Annotated in this window: 11 protein-coding genes; 5 read left to right on the forward strand and 6 right to left on the reverse strand. The window is 55.8% G+C overall.

The genetic code is table 11. The features are described 5' to 3' along the window. Positions 1 to 981, reverse strand: a 981-nt coding sequence (locus IQ273_RS06340; protein ID WP_194022330.1) for a DUF2207 domain-containing protein, incomplete at its 3' end; no start/stop codon positions are given. 215 nt (positions 982 to 1,196) lie between these two features. On the opposite strand from IQ273_RS06340, the gene IQ273_RS06345 reads away from it, so the two are divergent. After that, positions 1,197 to 2,528 (forward strand): AAA family ATPase, encoded by a 1,332-nt coding sequence (locus IQ273_RS06345; RefSeq protein WP_194022331.1) that lies wholly within the window; start codon positions 1,197 to 1,199, stop codon positions 2,526 to 2,528. Next, positions 2,525 to 3,577: a serine/threonine-protein kinase gene (locus IQ273_RS06350; RefSeq protein ID WP_194022332.1), complete on the forward strand. Its 1,053-nt coding sequence runs from the start codon at positions 2,525 to 2,527 to the stop codon at positions 3,575 to 3,577. Before IQ273_RS06345 ends, IQ273_RS06350 begins: the two co-directional genes overlap by 4 nt. A gap of 8 nt (positions 3,578 to 3,585) precedes the next feature. Here the strand turns inward: IQ273_RS06350 and IQ273_RS06355 are convergent, their stop codons facing one another. From IQ273_RS06355 to IQ273_RS06365, 3 genes are all read right to left on the reverse strand, one after another. Then, the gene (locus tag IQ273_RS06355) at positions 3,586 to 4,884 is read right to left on the reverse strand and encodes an ABC transporter substrate-binding protein (RefSeq protein WP_194022333.1); all 1,299 of its coding nucleotides are present in this window, start codon (positions 4,882 to 4,884) and stop codon (positions 3,586 to 3,588) included. Between the two features lie 1,258 nt (positions 4,885 to 6,142). Beyond that, positions 6,143 to 10,951: a hypothetical protein gene (locus IQ273_RS06360; RefSeq protein WP_194022334.1), complete on the reverse strand. Its 4,809-nt coding sequence runs from the start codon at positions 10,949 to 10,951 to the stop codon at positions 6,143 to 6,145. A 649-nt stretch (positions 10,952 to 11,600) separates the two neighbouring features. Beyond that, positions 11,601 to 11,894: a hypothetical protein gene (locus IQ273_RS06365; RefSeq protein ID WP_194022335.1), complete on the reverse strand. Its 294-nt coding sequence runs from the start codon at positions 11,892 to 11,894 to the stop codon at positions 11,601 to 11,603. A gap of 468 nt (positions 11,895 to 12,362) precedes the next feature. Here IQ273_RS06365 and IQ273_RS06370 point away from each other — a divergent pair, with 468 nt between their 5' ends. The 3 genes from IQ273_RS06370 to IQ273_RS06380 are packed head-to-tail and all read left to right on the forward strand — an operon-like array spanning position 12,363 to position 15,113. After that, on the forward strand, positions 12,363 to 12,926 hold the full coding sequence (locus IQ273_RS06370; RefSeq protein ID WP_194022336.1) for a hypothetical protein: 564 nt from the start codon (positions 12,363 to 12,365) through the stop codon (positions 12,924 to 12,926). A gap of 42 nt (positions 12,927 to 12,968) precedes the next feature. Beyond that, entirely contained in the window at positions 12,969 to 13,646 is a 678-nt protein-coding gene (gene rppA / locus IQ273_RS06375) for a two-component system response regulator RppA (RefSeq protein ID WP_194022337.1), read from the forward strand. 3 nt (positions 13,647 to 13,649) lie between these two features. Next, positions 13,650 to 15,113, forward strand: a complete 1,464-nt coding sequence (locus IQ273_RS06380) for a cell wall metabolism sensor histidine kinase WalK (RefSeq protein WP_194022338.1) — start codon at positions 13,650 to 13,652, stop codon at positions 15,111 to 15,113. A 391-nt stretch (positions 15,114 to 15,504) separates the two neighbouring features. Here IQ273_RS06380 and IQ273_RS06385 read toward each other — a convergent pair whose 3' ends face one another. Beyond that, positions 15,505 to 16,242 carry a dienelactone hydrolase family protein gene (locus IQ273_RS06385; RefSeq protein ID WP_194022339.1) on the reverse strand — a complete coding sequence of 246 codons (738 nt, stop codon included), beginning with the start codon at positions 16,240 to 16,242 and terminating at the stop codon, positions 15,505 to 15,507. A 164-nt stretch (positions 16,243 to 16,406) separates the two neighbouring features. Continuing rightward, positions 16,407 to 17,285 carry an AraC family transcriptional regulator gene (locus IQ273_RS06390; RefSeq protein WP_313898031.1) on the reverse strand — a complete coding sequence of 293 codons (879 nt, stop codon included), beginning with the start codon at positions 17,283 to 17,285 and terminating at the stop codon, positions 16,407 to 16,409. Positions 17,286 to 17,309: the final 24 nt, after the last annotated feature.

The following is a 17,309-nucleotide window of genomic DNA, read 5'->3' on the forward strand; positions in this document are numbered from 1 at the left end:
GCCACAGCCACCACCGCCGCCACCAAATCCACCGCCGTAGCCGCCACCGTACGAACTAGACACAGAAATAGGTCGTTCCGAAATATCCTCACGATAGGTTCGACGGTAATTGCAAAGGCTACAGGCGTAGCCCACTTCTTTTTCCCCTTTGCTGTAAGCTTTTGCTGGACGGGTCACCCAATTTACTCGGTATATGCTTCGTTTACCGCAGCTAGGACAAGACCGTTGTGTAAAGAAACGCAATAAGCCTATCCCAGTCACGATCGCCATGAACCCGAGCCATATTCGAGGGACAGTCATGATCGCGGTTGATGTTTGAGCACTTTCAACATCGAGAATGCCTGTCGGAAAACGTACTTTGATATCTAAAAACTGCCTCGGTGCTATGGGTTGGTCGACAACAAATTCCAGAGTATTCGGTCCTACTTGTCGGCTGGTTGCCGTGACTCCTTCACTTGTAACCTGACTGATTTTACCGACCAGTTCATCCGGTAGATGAACGGTTACTTTGCCCTGTTTAATGTCTGCATTGCGTTCTGGAAAGAGGGCTCGCCAATAAATCTGGCTGTTTTCTCCCTGGATTTGTACACCTCCGATGACGCGGTATTGCACTTTAAATGTGTGAGATTCTGGAGCGGCTAAATCGTGCCGCCAACGAATCCAATACTGATTGTCCTCAGTTCCAGTTTGAATCGGAAGCTGTGCGTTCCCTTCATAGACTGCAACATCCGTAATTCGTCCAACTTTATCGAGGGGGATATATCGATAGCGTTGATTGGTGTGATCTGCTGTAAAGGTGTATTTTTGCGTTTCGGTGATCACCATGTCGCCGTTTGATTCTAGGTCGATATCGACATTAATGAAGTCCCAGTAAAAGGGTGAGGCCGCTTGAGCCAGGCCGATGCCTAAACTGATCAAACAGGTACACAGGCCTATGGCTAACCAGCGCCCGAAACGGGGTATAGTTTTGACGTTAAACATGATTCATTCCGTTGAATGTTCGTTAAGGTGTTACTTCGGTTGTTCCACCTCAATGGCTTTAACCTTAGGCAAAACAAGGGTTAGGCAGACCATAAGCCGCGTTATGAAACAGGTTATGAATTGCGGCTTGGCACTGTGCTTTCGAGTTGAGCTTTCCCTATCAGTTGCTATGCTGAAAGGCATCAACGGTGAAAGAAACCCTATTTCTCTAGCCCATGGCTGCTGAGCATGAACTCTTCCAGGAAGCGCAGACCCAGTGGGACCTGGAGAAGCTGTACGCCGATTTGGCGATCGCCAAACAAGAGATTGCCCCTCACAAGCAGCCGTCCTTAACACCGGTAGAGCGAGAACTCTTGCGAGGGTTGCTCTGCCGCTACAGCCCAACCGAGATTGCGGCCCAGCGCTTCACTGCGCCTAAAACCGTTGAGGTCAGCCTGAGCAACAGTCTCTACCGCTATGTCGAAGTCTTGACCCAGCGTGACCTGAATACTCTGGAAAGCTGGCGGGATGTGGCGAACTGGTTAGCCACGGCAGGCTATGAGTCGGCGCGGCTAGAAATCAACTGGTCGCAGGTGCCGGATGTGCCTGTATTTTATGGGCGGGAAGAGGAACTGACGACGCTTAAAACCTGGACCACCGAGCCGCAGGCCTGCCGCATGGTCATGGTCTTGGGGCCGGGCGGCATCGGTAAAACGAGCCTGCTGGTGAAACTGGCGGAGCAAATCCAGAACCAGTTTGATGGCTTGATCTGGCAATCTCTGCGCCATGCGCCGCCGCTGGAAAAAATGCTGCACCATTGGCTCACGCAGTTCCGCAGTCTGCACCCTGTGCCCGCTGGGGACGTGCACGACCAACTCTGCGGCCTGACGGAGTATCTGCGCACCCGTCGCTGCCTAATTGTGCTCGATAACCTGGACACGATTTTGCGCGAAGGAGACTTTGCCGGACACTACCGGGACGGCTACGAAAATTATGGAGATTTGCTGCGACGACTCGGCGAAGAACAGCACCAGAGCTGTGTCTTGATCACCAGCCGGGAGTCGACCAAGGAAATCGTCATGCTCGATGGACCCAGTCGCCCGGTGCGATCGCTGGAGCTGCCCGGCCTCGGCCCCGCCGCTGAAGGCATTTTGCAAGAGGCCAATCTATCGGACGAAAAGCAGTGGGGGCAGCTCATCCGCATCTATCGCGGCAATCCCCTGGTGCTGAAGATTGTCGCCTCCAACATTCGCGAGTTGTTTAGCGGCAGCGTCAGCAACTTTTTGAAGCAGCGGATTACCCTGATTACCAGCGACGTGAGCTTTTTGATTGAGCAGCAGTTCCAGCGATTGTCGGTGGCGGAGCAAGAGCTGCTCTATACCCTGGCAAAAATTCGGGAACCCGTTGATGTGGAGCGGCTACAGCAGGAACTCACGCCAAATATCTTGCAGCCGTTGGGGTCGCTGGTGCGGCGATCGCTGGTCGAAAAAAGTGCGGCAGGCTTTACGCTGCGGCCCGTAGTGATGGAGTACGTGTGCGATCGCATGTCCCGTGAGGCGTCGCCATGAGCTACTGCATCAACCCCAAATGCTCCCAGCGGCAGCAGTCTGACGCGTTAGTCACGTGCGCGGCCTGCGGCACGGATCTGATCGTGTGCGATCGCTACCGGCTGCTGCGTCCCCTGCGAGAGCTGGATGACTGGCTGCCGACCGATATTTTTGAGGTCGCAGATCAGGGCAGGCTCAAAGTCATGAAGGTACTCAAGCAGCCTAAATGGCAGCCCCTATTTGAGCGAGAGGCCCAGACCCTCCAACAGCTCGAAAATCCCGGTATTCCTAGGGTCGAGCCGGACGGCTACTTCACCGTCACGACCTCTGAGGGCCAATCGCTGGCTTGCCTGGTGATGGAAAAAATTGAGGGGCTGACGCTGGAGCAGTGGTTAGCAAAGCATGGCCCCGTCGATCAAACCCTGGCTCAGGAGTGGCTACGGCAGGTGAGCGAAATTTTGGCCCTGATTCACCAAACGGAGCTGTTCCATCGAGACATCAAGCTCTCCAACCTGATGCTGCGATCCCAGGGACACCTGGCCCTGATTGACTTTGGCTCCGTTCGCCAGATGTCAAATACCTACTTGGCGAAAATCGGCGGCCAGCGGGATATCACCAGCATCGTTTCCCCCGGCTACACCCCTCTAGAGCAGATCAACGGCAAAGCTGTACCGCAGTCAGACTTTTATGCCCTGGGGCGATCGCTGGTTCACCTCCTGACCGGCCAACACCCGGTCGACTTGGAAACCGATGACGCAACGGGTGCCTTAAACTGGCGCGGGTCTGCTCCCCACGTCGATCGCTGGTTTGCCGAACTGATCGACGACCTAATGGCCCCCTTCCCCGGACAGCGCCCGCTCAATGCCCAAGAGATTTTGCGACGGCTCGATGCCAAGCCTGTGAGACCGAGTCAGAATGCCGAGCAATTCTGGATGCAGTGGCTGATGGGGCTCAACATTGCCCTGCTGCTCGTGCATGGGGTGTTGGGCTGGCGCTGGGTACAGCAGCAAAACGCGCGACCATTTTTGGAAACAGGGCAGGCGGTGGTGAGACAGTTGCCCTTAACCTAAACCTGCCCCTACGAAGTTGCCAACAATTCCCGCGTTTCCGATGCCGCTGCCCGCATCGCATCTTCGGCCGTGCTATCCCCTGTCAAAACCCGCGAGAGGTAAGTCTGCAGAATGCGAGACGCCTGATCGTATTGAGGAATTTGGGGGCGAAAGACGGAATTATTCTCTAGTGCCTCTAAGACCTCAGGAAAGAAGGGATACACGCCCGTGATTTCGGGATCAGTGTACAGGTCAGTACGGCTAGGCAGATGGGCCGAATTGAGGACAAACTGCTGTTGGGCCGCAGCACTGGTGAGAAATGCGATCGCCCGTCTCGCAGCCTCAGGATGAGTCGCATTTTGGGCAATGCCAAAGCCCCACCCACCGCGACAGCCTTGGGGAGCGCGACCAGTCGCCGCCACCACCGAAGCTAGACCCACCTGTCCCGCTAAGGGCGAATCATTCTGGTTCGCTCGTTTCCAGAAATGGGGCCAGTTTCGCACGAATAGGCTTTGCTCTCCTAGAAACTGTCTGAAGGACTCCGTTTCGCCGTAGCTGACAACCAGTTGCGGGGAGACGCCCTGACGCATCGTGTCCGCTAAAAAGGTGGCAGCGGCGATAGCCTCCGCCTGATCCAACCCCACAGCTCCCGTGCTCGGCTCAATCCAAAAGCCGCCATAGCCCGTCAATACTTCGACAAAATTCACTACCAGCCCCTCATACTGGCGTCCCTGCCAGAGATAGCCCCACGGAACCAGGCCCTGGGCCTGCACTCGTTGAGATTGGGCCATCAAGGCTTCGAATGTTTGGGCGGGTTCTACTCCCAGCTCTGCCATGAGCACCTGGTTGTAAAACAGCAGCCCCAAGTCAGCCCGAAACGGGAGCCGATACAGGGTATCTTGGTAGCGCCCTGCGGCCAGTTCACTCGGCAGGAATTTTGCTAATTCCGCTTCAGGCAACAAGTCCGACAAATCTTGCAGCCACCCTTCGCTGGCAAACCAGGGCAGCCACACCACATCCATATAAACCAGGTCATGCTGCGGGCTACCAGTACTGAGATCGGCGGTATAGATCGCTTTGGCCTGGTCAGTGTTGTAATCCCCCTGGACCAGTTCCAGGCGAATATCGGGGTTTTGGGCTCTAAAGTCGGCCACTAGCGGTTGCCAGGCTGCTGCCTCATCCAGCGGCACCACAAACGACAGCGGAATTGGACCCGATGGAGGCCAACTCACCCACCAAACCGCCAAGCCCAGGAGTTGCACCAGGAGTAACCCGGCCAGAAAGGCGATCGCTAACCGATTAGGAACTTTGAAAAACGGAAGACGCATGAGTCAAGCCTGACCGTGACCAGTCTCGTCCAGAATAGGCGAAGCTGGCCTGGATTGAGCACAAACTATGCTGCTTAAGGGAAAGCCCCCAGCGGCGAAGGCTAATGCTTACGACGCGGCCCGTCTTCTCTTCCAACGTCATATGAGGTGATGAAGAGACGTATTTTCCGATTTCCTGTGGATATCTGGAGGGAGTTGGGCTTGGCGCTGATATAGGGAAACTGCGATCGCCTAGCAGCCCCCTTAGAGGGCTGATTCGACGGTTATCTTGTCTTTGGCCTTACATATGAGACAAATGCTCGCTCGCTAATCCAGCATATACCCCCGATAGCGTCGGCGCTTAAGGAGATCCTGTATCAGCCGATGGCCGTCTTCAAGGTCAACGCACAAGGTTTCACGCTGGCCACCCTTGCCGGTTCGGCGGCCACCCCACTTGCGCAGTAAGACCCATTCACCAAATAGGTTCTGACGTAGGGCGCACCAGTAAGTAGGCAAGTCGATGTAGGTTGGGTTGAGGCACGAAACCCAACGCCCGCATGGGTACGCTATCGCTAACCCATCCTACATTTGAATTGGCCAACTCACTTAGTAGCGAGTAATCAAGCAGAATATGGTGTAGTAATCAGCTTTTTACTCTTTAAGTTAATAAAGCATGTTACGCAGAATCCCCCTAGATTCTGACGGCAGAAACTAGAGGGATTAATAATTAAGATTCAAACGGATTTTTGAAGTGGAATAATCCGCTTACGATGCTCAACTACAGACCCGAGGGACTTCCTCAAATGAGTTTTGCTACGCAGAGATGCCTCGATATCACTTGTAAAAGGGTTTAGCTTCCTAGATATCTATCGCAGAGCTCTCTAAGCTTTAGGGAAGGAAGTATCAACAGCTAAGTAGAGTACCGTTGATTGATTTTGAGAGAATAGATCCAGACGTTAACGAGATAAAAACCTCCTACTTAACGATGGCTGAACTATTTGAAATCGAGGAAGGTTTTCTTTTCCTCTTGTTATTAGGTTAACCCCTATATTGGTCAAGTCATCGGGTTGATACCAAAGTTTATCTTTCGGTTAACCGCTACTCTCATCGCCCTCAGCAAGCCGCCGCAGGTAATAGAGCCGCCACCGCTCATCTGCCGTCAGCGTTGGGAATACCCAAAGACGGGTGGGCATTAGCTCACCCGTCTTGATGCTCCAACTATCCACTGCTTTCAAAGAGAAACCGGAGGCTTCCGCAGAAGCCTCGCGGCGAAACCCACTTAATCCGGCAGAAGGTCTCTGGCTAAGGCTTCTGCACTGGCCAGGGGATTGTTAAAGTCAAACGCCATGCTGAGGGAGCGGCTCTGACCCAGGTAAACCAGGGTAAAGCCCAGTTGAATCCGGCTACTGCTAGCGGCGCTAAGGGCCAGATCGAAGCTGGCTGATCGCACGTCTAGAACACTGCCGATGCCGTTGCGGGTAATGAAGGTGCTGATGTCACCAAAGGCACCAACGGCGGCCTGAGAGCCTCTCAGGGAGGCTTGGGCTACGGTTAATCCAGCGTTAGCTGTTTCCATAGCAGCCAGGGGACCCGCCACCCGAGGATCGAGGTCGATGGGGGTGTTATCTACCCCACGCTCAACCAATCGCAGTGCCGCTTCGGCCCCCTGGAGGGTGCCGTTGGCAGTAATTAATGCCGTTTGCAGCCCACCAATTTCGATACCCAATCGAGTGATGCGATCGGGGCGACGAGGCACGCACTGTCGTCCTACAAAGGGAATGTTCACGCAGGACTGGTTATTCTGCTCCCGCCGCAGTTCTGCCTGGCGATCGCGAATTTGCCGGTTCAGGTCATTCACTCGGTTGCGGGCACTGTTCACCGCATTTTGGGCATTCCGCAGTTCTTGCGTCGCAGAATTACGCTCTCGTTGGACAATACCTCGCTGCTGGTTGACTGTGTCCTGAAGGCGATTGACAGTATTGCGGGCGTTCTCCACATCTCGCTCAGCCGCTCTCAGCTCAGCCGTCGCATCATTCACGGCACTCTCAATGACACGGGTCGCTTCCCGGTTGATGAAAGCAAACAGGTCATTCTCAAACCGACCAGAGATCCGGAAGTCGGCGGCGCTGGTGAGCTGTCGGCCACTGGCGCTGATATTACAGCGGAAGCGGTTGAAGACATTGCCGCTGGTCTGGAAGCTGAACTGGTTCTCACTCACCGAGAGGTCGGTGGCGCTGGTGAAGCCCAGCAGGCTGACAGCTCCAGAGAGGCTAGCCCGCAACGGCAGGCCAGGCCCAACCTGGAGGGAAACTGACGGGTTGGCCCGACCATTGGTGCCGCTGAGGCGAAATGCACCATTCAGCATATTGATGCCCTGCACTTCGCCCTGCACCTTAGCTCCTTGAGCGGTGTCGATGTTCACCGATAGATCCGCCTGCAAGCCCCAGAGGTTAACATCCACGTCACCTTGAAGCACCACGACCCGATCACGAGCGGTCACGTCCAGAGTGGTGGTGACGCCCAGCCAGGTACCCTGCAGGAACAGGCGCTGGTTATTCAGCGCAGCTCGCGCACCCGCTAGGTCGAACCCGGCCAAAGATGCGGTGACATCGCCATTGAAGGCCACCGACGAGGGGCTGATAATGCCATCCCACTGACCGTTCACCTGTAGCGGTGAATTGGCGGGAAAGAGGCTGAGGTCGCCCCGAACCTGGAAGGTGTCGTTGAGAATTTGCACATCGCCATCGAAAATCTGATGGTTCAGCAGCGACAGGTGGGTGTGCCCCGCCAGCCGGAAGGCGTCGGTTTGACCTGGATTAGTGGCGCTGGGGGTGTTAATGGCGACTAGGCCAGCTACTTCCATATCCAGCACGTTGGTGATATCGCCCGCAATCCGGAAGCCGGTGCTAAAACCCTGGGAGCCAGAGGCGGCTAACCCAAAAGCGGCGTCGAACTGGGCCACATTGGCGATTCCCCAAGTGCCGCGCAGCAGGGCGACCAGGCCTTCTTCCTCGGTCGAAGCCGATGCAGGGGGAAGGGGAGCGATCGCAAATACGTCCCTCGCCTCTTCATCGCTGCTGAATCCCAGCCGGTCATACACCCGTTGTCGGTCGGCGGTGACGCTGGCAATCTGCTGGAACTCACCAGGGGTAGTGACTAGCCAGCCTGCGCCCATTGTTAGAGGGCCGAAGGAGACATCGGCGCTGTTGACCCGGTGCTCTAGCGGTACCGACTGAATCAGTTCATTTAACGAGAAGGTCTTGAAGCCGTTCAGCAGGTGGGCCAGGTTGCGGTAGGCGTCGATTTCGATGCCAGTATCGTCGGAGCCGAGGCGCTCACTGCCCAGGTATTCGGGCAGCTTCAGGAAGTTGTTGGGCAGCGGGAAGGTAAAGCGCAGGTTGAAGTCTTCCGGCGGATCGTTGGGGTCGAGCAGGTAGTCGCGATCAGTGAAGAAGCGCTTCAGCTTCGAGAGCACCTCGCCCACTTCCGCCAGGTTGAGGCTGGGCTGTGGAAACTGAATGTTCGTCTCCAGGTTGAGGCCTTCCAGTCCTAGATAGTCGAGGCCCAGCTTGTCGTAGAACAGGGGAATGGGGATGGGAATGCCGGTCTGGTAGACCACAATCATGAACAGGTTGTGCAGCTCCAAACGGCGGCGCAGGTCGCGGGTGTCGGGCAGAGGCAGGGCGTCGATGTCGGGAATCAGCAGCGAACCACCCAGAGTCAGCAGATCGAACTGATCGATATCGGCGTCTACCTGAAGCAAGAACAGACTGCCGCCCGTGAGGGTGCCAAAGGAAAGGCTGCGCAGCTCCACCCCATTCAGGGCTGGCAGAGGCAGAGGAACTGGGGTAAAGGAAGGGTACAGCAGCCGCACCGGGGGATCGCCCTCGTTGACGTGGGCATCCAGCCGGATTTCGCCCGTGGGGGTGACGGCCAGCTCAAAGGAGAAGCTGTCGGGAATCTCGACATTGAGATACTCCCGGAAGCTAGCGGGCAGGCGCTCTAACTGGTCGCCGATGACGTTGAGGGCATCGCCTAGACCATCGGGGAATTCGCCATCGGTCACCTGCTCTAGCAGGGCCACTAGCTCTTCGGTATGGAAATTGCCCTCATCGTCGAGAATCTTAATTGGCTCCATGGGGATACCATCGGGGATACCGCTTGCGATCGCACCCAGTCCCACCGCCTCTAGCAGCAGTTTGGCCGGGGTGAGCGGAATGCTCAGCGGACGCACCACCTCGAAGCCGCCGCTGGTTTGGAAGCTGGAGGTGGCGGCGTTGTAGCCAAACACCGGCACCTGGAACTTGACGGCACCAAACTCGCCCAGGTCTAAATCCCAGAAGGTGATGCCGTTTGCTTCGGTCACCTCGACGGCTTTGAGGATGGAGCTGCGGGGAATGACTCGAATGCCGCCGCTAACGCTGATCGCCAGTTCCGTTTCAATGGTGGTCTCGACCGGGTTGGCAGGGTCGAAGGTGTTGAACAATTCCAGGGCAGGTTGGCTGTCGGTGACGCCGAACAGGTTGTTGAGGTCTGCGGGCAGGCCGACGCCGATGCGAGCCGATAGCTCAATGGACTGGCCCAGAACCACCGCCAGATCGGTCACATCGATGCGGGCAGCCCCCAGGGAAATGCTCAGGTCGTCGTCAATTTCAATGTCGGGGATGTTGAAGTCGAAGGGAGCCAATACCCGATCTGCGGTCACTCGCACCGAGTCGTTGGTGGCGCGGAAGGTGGCGTTGATCGCTTCCGGTAGCCGAGATTGAACGTCGGGGTGCCAACCGTCAAAGGTAAGCCCCACGGCGGCTTCAAAAATCCAGATGCTGCGGGCTACCCCGACAGGGTCGCGGCGGACAAAGGAGATTTCGCCAAAGGCCATCGCCATTGTCGCCCGATCGCTGGGCGGCAGAGGCAGGGTGACGGTTGCCACATCGGGCGCAAACACCAGGCTGGTTTCGGTGGCGGTGCGGGCCAGGGTGAGGGTGCCCTCAAAGTCGAAGACCTCTTCAACCATCATCCGCCCTGAGGCCGAGAGGCTCCACTCGGCGGGTTCGGCGGGCTCACCGGGAACGGCAATCGGGCGGCTGTAGGCCATCGCTAGGCCGGTGACGCCAAAGCTACCAACGCCTTCCAGTTGGATCAGATCTCGCAGGCCAGGGGCCGAGCTGCTCAGCATCAGCGTGCGAACGCCTTCTCGTTGGGCGTACTGGGCGGATAGGGAAATGCTTTCGTCAAAAATCACAGCCGCCACATCGCCCTGCACCTGCCAGTCGGAACCGGACAGTTCAAAGTCGAGGCTGAAGCTGCTAAGGGAAAAGTCGGTGGCGATCGCAACCGTTTCACTCCCGATAATAGATACAGCGGCGTTGATTTGGCTGGTGGCTACTGGGCCTGAGCCGTCTACAGTGCGCTCCACACTGAAGTTAGCTTCGCTAATCGTCAGGCCGCCGCCGTTGGCTGGAAATTCCCAGGCTCCAGCAGATGCCGCGCTGAGAGAGAACGCGCCGGTGCCGGTGGTGATGCTAGCAGCAATGTCAGCAAAGGCAATGCGGGGCAGTTCTTCGGGCAGTGCGGTGCCATCGAGGAAAAGGGTGGCGATCGCGCCCAAATCCAGCTCAGCGATCGTCCAGTCTAGGGTATAGCTGCCGTCGGCGCGAGCGACCTGAATCTGCGTATCAAGTTCGACCTCGCCGCTGCGGATGATGCCGCTGAAATTGCCGGTTACTGAGTTGCCCTGGCCGACAATTTGCAAAGCAATTTCCATCGCCTCTAGCGACAGCCAAGGGGCACCGGGGAGAAGACCTGTGGGTAGCTGGGCGTTGAAGTCAAAGGTGAGGGGGCCATCGTCCTGGGTAAACATCAGGGTAAGACCGACCTGAGCTGTACCGAGTAAGGTTGCTTTGCCAGACAGGGCAACCGCATTATCTAGGCCGGTTACGGTCGCTTCTTCAAAATTTAGGGTCTCGGTTTGAAGCAGGCTAAATACATCTCCCAAAGGAAAGTCTGACAGTGTTTGGGGGGTAAGGGTAAGCTGTCCTTCAGACAGAGCGGTCTGTAGTGCAGAGGAAATTGTATTGATGGTAGACATCAGTCCTGGTCTCCTAGAAATGGGGGCAATACTTGAATCGTTGGATCGCAGGTCACACACAAGTACGAGACTGGCACGCTCTGAATCTTTGTCAGTAGTCAGTAACTCGTTGTGTAAGGAAACAGAGCTTCTCGATGCCTTTCCCTAGGCAATTGTGTGCTCTCAATCACACCCTCCGGTAATCTGTATCAAGTTCAAGTCGAAAGAAAAAGGCTACAGCGATGTCAATCTTGAGGATTATGAGAGAGATAAGTTATCCTTCTAACCGACTATCAAAAGAACTAAAAGTATTCTCTATTAATGCTTGTATTTTCAGAAGAAAAAATTGAAGCTAATACTTATTTATAGCCATAGTCACGTTGGTTAGGACATTCAGAAACCCTATGAACGTTCAAACGTTTGAACGTTCATAGGAGACCTGTCTTAACCAGACTAGCCACAGCTATAGTTCTTTTTTATACAGGTAGAGATATATTTGCTGACCTCTAAGAGTGTTCCAACTAAATACTTATCCAGAGTTTTACGGCAACAGGCCCAACGAGTCGAGCTTGTAACCTCAGAGGGGACATTTATTTAGATGGAATACTCTAAGCGAATGCCCCCCAGCCCATTAGGAATGGAGCAGAGGAGCATTCGCAAGAGCAAAAACCTAAGCCGTAAAGTCAGTATCTAGATTCTCTTCGCGGAGTTGGCCAAAATCCACGGCCCCTTTGTCGCGGTTCTCTTCGCGCAGCTTATCAAAGTCAACTTTGTCAAGGTTCTCTTCGCGCAGCTTACCAAAATCAACTTTGTCGAGATTCTCTTCACGGAGTTGGTCAAAGTCTACGGCAGACTTTTCGAGATTCTCTTCACGAAGTTCGCGGAAACTAGGAGCCGCGAAAGCCGGAGTAACCGTAACAGTAGCGAGAGCAGCAGTCAGAATAAAGAGGGCAGTGCGTTTCATAGTGTTTGACTCCTTTGAGGGCTAAAGAGTTGTTCAATCAATCAACTTGAGTCCTATAGTGCTGGAGCCCACTGAGCCCCTCCTGACTCCCCTCTGAGGTGACCTTAAGGGCTACCTGAGAATCCTGAGAAGAGACCCAAAACTAACTGAGTTACAAGCCTCGCCTTAGCGTTTCATCTCAACCTGACGAGAGCGCCTGGGGCATACATCGCCTGGTGCAAGAGCAGTTGGGCCTTTTTGCTCGGTGTTGGTATGCTGTCGCTGCTCCCGCTGCTGGCGTCGCCGTTCAAGGCCGCGAGCGAGTTCATTTGAACGCGCAGTCCTCCGCCAGGGACTGATCAGATCGGCCAAGTTCACTGAGCCATCTCCGCTGGATAAAGCTGTCATTTTTTAGTCATGGTTGATTTATAGACTGCGAATGTTCCCTGGTTGACTTGGCTCGTTTTGCTCACTCCCTGGAGATTAATAATGATGAATCGCATTGTTATAGGTGCCCTAGTGGCCGGTGGGATTGGGGCCGTCCTGGTGCTACCCAATCTCAGCCATGCCCAAACCACCCACACCGGCAGCGTTGAGCGGGTCTGGGAAGATGGCTTTCGACTCAACACAGGCGATCGCACCCTCCGGGTCGATGCCTGGGATGTCTACGGCGACAGCACCGCCAGCTATGTCACCATCGGCGATGAATTGACCATCACAGGCGAATTTGAAGGTCGCGAGTTTGATGCCTCCACCATCACAGGAGCGGGCTCTGACTCTACCAGTGCCGTCTCAGCAACGGAGGTGCCGTCGGAGGCTCCAGCGGCAGATCCCAATCCTGGCCCTAATTCCAACGCCTACAGCGGCACCGTTGAACGAGTATGGGAAGATGGCTTTCAGCTCAATACGGGCGATCGCACCCTGCGGGTCGACACCTGGGCTGTCTACGGCGACAACACCGCCAGTTATGTTTCGGTGGGCGATCGCATCACCATGACCGGTGAATTCGAGAACGGCGAATTCGATGCCTCCACCGTTCGCCCAACTCCCTAAACTCCATAATTAGTAACTCCCCCCTGGTTGGATCTCTCGCCCATGCGCATCCTGCTGGTCGAAGACGACCCCGCACAATGTGAACCCCTGCAGGCAGCGTTGACCCACGCTGGCCATGTGGTCGATGCGGTTGAAGATGGCACCACCGCCCGCTGGCTGATGGGTGAAAAAGACTACGACCTGCTCATTTTCGACTGGATGCTGCCCGGAGAAGACGGCATTTCCCTGTGCCAGCATTACCGCCGAGAGGGCAAAGCCGCTCCCATTCTGATGCTGACGGCCAAAGACACCACCGCCGATAAGGTCATGGGCCTAGATGCCGGGGCCGATGACTATCTGGTGAAGCCCGTCGATGTGGCAGAACTGCTGGCGCGGGTGCGCGCCCTGCGACGGCGATCGCCCCTCTGGTGCGGCGATGTACTGCAAGTGGCGGATCTGGTGCTCTACTTAGATACGATGCGGGTGGAACGGGGCGATGATAACCTCAAGCTCTCCAGTCGCGACTTTCAACTGCTGGAATATCTGCTGCGCCACCCTCGCCAGGTGCTTACCCACGACCAAATTGAGCAAGCCCTCTGGGAATGGGGCTCAGAACCCGAGAGCAACGCCGTCACCGCTCGCGTCAAACGACTGCGTCAGCGACTGCGCAGTTTGGAGACCGACACCTGGATTGAAACGGTCTACGGTGTCGGCTATCGCCTTGACCCTCCTGAGTTGTGATCGATGGCAAACCTGGCCCAACGCCTGTATCAGCCCTGGCAAAACCTGTCGATCCGAGTGCGGGGAGCGGTGATCATCGCGATCCCAGTCACCGGTATGTTTACGGCACTGTCGGCCTTTGCCTGGCTCAAGGCCAGCTTGGCCGAAGACGAAACCTGGGTACAACACACCCAAACGGTGCGGCTCGAAACCAAATACCTGGTCAAGGCTCTGGTCGATGCCGAAACCGGAGTGCGCGGCTATGGCCTGACCCGGCAGGAGGAGTTTTTGGAGCCCTACCGCTGGGCGCAAAGCGAAATTCCCAGTTCTCTGAACCGCCTCGAAATTCTAGTCAGCGACAACTCGGCCCAGGTGGAACGGGTGCAGGACATTCGCCAACTGGCGGACGAGAACCTGAGGATTTTTCAGCAGAAATTAACCCTCAAGCAGGAACCCCAGCTGATTCCAGCGGAGCCCAGCACCCTGGTACCCGCCGCCGCGCTTTACGCCTGGCTGGAGGAGGGCAAAGAGACCATGGATGCCGCCCGCAACGCCATCGACCGCTTCATGGCGGTCGAAGAAGCCTTGCTGGCCGAGCGGATTCAGCACCGCGATCGCTACCAGCAAGGGGCCTGGCTGGCCTTGTGTTTGCTGGGGGTGATTGGCACCCTGGCCGCCTGTTTCGCCATTCACCTGTTCCACCAGCTAGAGCGAGAACTGGCTGACCGCGAAGCACATCTCAAAACCACCAACCAGCGTTTGGAAAACGCCTGCAACCAGCTTCAGCGGTTTACCGCCAACGCCTCCCACGAACTCCGCGCCCCTCTAGCGGCGGTGCTGAGCAATGCCCAGGTCGGTCTGATGGCCCTGGATGACGTTGACTTGGAGGATCCTGAACCCGATCTCCGATCCGACGACATTCGTCCACGCCTGGAAAATATTGTGAGTCTGACCAAAACAATGACTACCCTGGTCAGCGAACTGCTGTTTTTGGCCCGCTATGAGGGACTGCTGGCTCCAGACGACCTGCAAACGGTCGATCTAACCGACCTGGTGGCTCAGCTGGCCAGCGATTGGCAGAGTGAAGCCCAAACCCACAACCTTCAACTCTCCTCGCAGTTGCCCGCTACTGCCGTCATGGTCAAGGCCGACGCCAATCTACTACGTCAGGCGATCGCTAACCTCCTCAGCAACGCCTGTCGGTACACCCCCGCTGGAGGACACATTCAGCTTCGGTTACGGCAGCAGGAACACCAGGCCGTGATTGAGGTGCAGGACGACGGTATCGGCATTCCCAAAGAGTCGCTGCCGATGATTTTTGAACGGTTTTACCGGGTTGATTCAAAACGAACCAAAGCCTCTGGCGGGCTCGGGCTGGGGCTAGCCATAGTCCAACAAATTGTGCAGGCTCACCGAGGTCAGGTTGACGTGACCAGCATCCTGGAAGAGGGATCAACGTTTTCCATTGTCCTGAACTCGTTAGATTGAACTCGGGAACTGGCCCTAGAGATTGAAAGTCGATTTAGTCCCCTGAACAGCCACAACAACGCCTAACCCTGCACTCAAAAGAGCCGAGTGTAAATTTCACACCACACAAAGGTTTCAGCAATTTTCGATCAGTTGCGCGCGCCGCAACCATGCCACGGCTGCATCTCCTGCGGAAACCCTCTTTACAGAGAGCATCCACGTCAATCGAGAGCTTTAGCGACAAACGGGGCATCAGCCCTTCTGTCGTCAGAAACCCTTAAGGGCTGGCTCAAAGAGCATTCCGGCGTCGAAACTATACATCGTAAAGGCAAGGTTGTGAGCTTCGACACTTTGATTCTGACAAATTAAGCGCTTGAAGCCTTTTTTGCTCTCTTATTGCAGTGCCATTCTTTTACAGGTGAGTTTGAAGAAACAGCGTTAACTTGTGCCAAGCATCGATGGCAGCAGCGGCGTGGTAAGACTCTCGCTCATGGCAGAAGAAGCCGTGAGTGGCTTCGGGGTAAAGCATCAACATACAAGGCTTGCCGAGTTCCTGAAAGCGGGTTTCGATTTGTTGAATGCGATCGCGGCCAATGAACGGATCTTGCCCGCCAAAGACCAGCAGCATTGGCACAGTAATATCTTTTACGGCCTCGATCCACTCGTCTAGCACCATGCCGTAGAAGGGGGCAGCGGCGGCAATCTCTGAGGAAAAGCGGCAGGCAGTCAGAAAGGTGAGCCCGCCTCCCAGGCAAAATCCGGTCACACCGATGCGTCCAGCATCCACTGTAGGCAACGCTTTGAGATAGGCGATCGCGGCCTTCAGATCCTGCTCAACGGGCTGACCAAAATCCAGGCGATACATGGCCGCCATCGCCTGATCGACCTCGTCATAGCCAAAGGTGATGTTCTCACCCTCTCGGTAGTACAGGTTGGGGGCCAGCACCGCATAGCCATCCTGGGCCAGGCGAAGGGCAATATCGCGAATGTGACGGGTCAGGCCAAAGGCTTCCATCAGGAGCAAGACAACGGGCAGTCGTTGGTCAAAGACCGGCCCTGAAGGGCCATCGCCCCCGGCAGGCTGGCAAAAAAAGGCGGGCATCTGACCATCTGAGGTGGTAAAGATTACGTTGGCATGTTCAACAGGCATGGTTGGTTCTCCCACAAAACCTGTTGTCAGCCTAGTGATTGGACTGAGCCAGCGGCTAGAACAAAACCGCTCATCTTTGGGATATTCCTGCTATACCAAGTCCATCTCGGGATCTGTGGTTTTTCTACCGGCAGAACTCCACTTCTAGACTTGAATGAGGTTGATTAGCGTTGCCGAAACTGAGTTGGAGTGACACCCACTAAGCGCTTAAAGCACCGCGTCAGATGGCTCTGATCGCAAAAGCCGACCCTGACGGCAATTTCTGCCAGGCTGAGTTCACTGTGGCGCAGCAAAGCCTGAGCCTGCTCTACCCGCCGCTGCAAAATGTATTGATGGGGTGAGATCCCCTCGCTTTGCTTGAACAAACGAGCAAAGTAAGCTGGACTAATCTGGGCGATCGCTGCTAATTCCACCAGTTTCAAGTCCTGATGCAGATTCGCGTCAACATACTCCTTGACCTGATTTCGCTTCGCTTTGGAGAGTCCACTGGCAATGCTAGAAAGTCGGGGCTGAGTCTCACAGTAGTCACGCAACAGATGAATGACTAGCGCAGTTTTCAGGTTATCCACCAGCAAGGAACTGCCCAGCCCTCCCGATACCACTTCCGCCTTCAGCGCTAAGACCAGGCTTTGAATAAAGCTGTCTGCCGTATCCATAAACTGCGGCAGGAGTTGAATGCGATCGGGGTTCACCCAATCTTGCCCCACTTGCTGAAGCAGAGCCGGTTCCAGCGCCAGCACCATGAACTGGGCGTCACTATCCCAGCTACAGCGGTGAGAAACGCCAGCGGGAATAATGGCGAGGCCGTCTTGGGGGCGTTCTTCTCGGTGGCGCTGGCTGTCGAGCCAGCGATAGCCAGTGGGGTTGGCAGCAGCATTGGGGAGGCCGATCGCGATCGCGTGCAGGGTATGCTGATGCTCCGCCGTAGCAAACTTGGGTTGTTGGTATAGCTCTAGATGAATGTCGTCCCATCCTGCGCTAGACAACACCGCTGGTCGAGGCAGCAACCCTTCAGCTGGGTTAGCCTCTCGGTGATTAAGCACAGTAATGGACTCTGACACGTGCGC

Source organism: Nodosilinea sp. LEGE 07298 (assembly GCF_015207265.1).
Lineage (GTDB): Bacteria > Cyanobacteriota > Cyanobacteriia > Phormidesmidales > Phormidesmidaceae > Nodosilinea.

Excerpts from the sequence above, each read along its gene's own strand:
- IQ273_RS06370 (WP_194022336.1), top strand. The coding sequence starts at position 12,363 with ATGATGAATCGCATTGTTATAGGTGCCCTAGTGGCCGGTGGGATTGGG.
- rppA (WP_194022337.1), top strand. The coding sequence starts at position 12,969 with ATGCGCATCCTGCTGGTCGAAGACGACCCCGCACAATGTGAACCCCTG.
- IQ273_RS06345 (WP_194022331.1), top strand. The coding sequence starts at position 1,197 with ATGGCTGCTGAGCATGAACTCTTCCAGGAAGCGCAGACCCAGTGGGAC.
- IQ273_RS06360 (WP_194022334.1), bottom strand. The coding sequence starts at position 10,951 with ATGTCTACCATCAATACAATTTCCTCTGCACTACAGACCGCTCTGTCT.
- IQ273_RS06385 (WP_194022339.1), bottom strand. The coding sequence starts at position 16,242 with ATGCCTGTTGAACATGCCAACGTAATCTTTACCACCTCAGATGGTCAG.
- IQ273_RS06365 (WP_194022335.1), bottom strand. The coding sequence starts at position 11,894 with ATGAAACGCACTGCCCTCTTTATTCTGACTGCTGCTCTCGCTACTGTT.
- IQ273_RS06350 (WP_194022332.1), top strand. The coding sequence starts at position 2,525 with ATGAGCTACTGCATCAACCCCAAATGCTCCCAGCGGCAGCAGTCTGAC.
- IQ273_RS06355 (WP_194022333.1), bottom strand. The coding sequence starts at position 4,884 with ATGCGTCTTCCGTTTTTCAAAGTTCCTAATCGGTTAGCGATCGCCTTT.
- IQ273_RS06380 (WP_194022338.1), top strand. The coding sequence starts at position 13,650 with ATGGCAAACCTGGCCCAACGCCTGTATCAGCCCTGGCAAAACCTGTCG.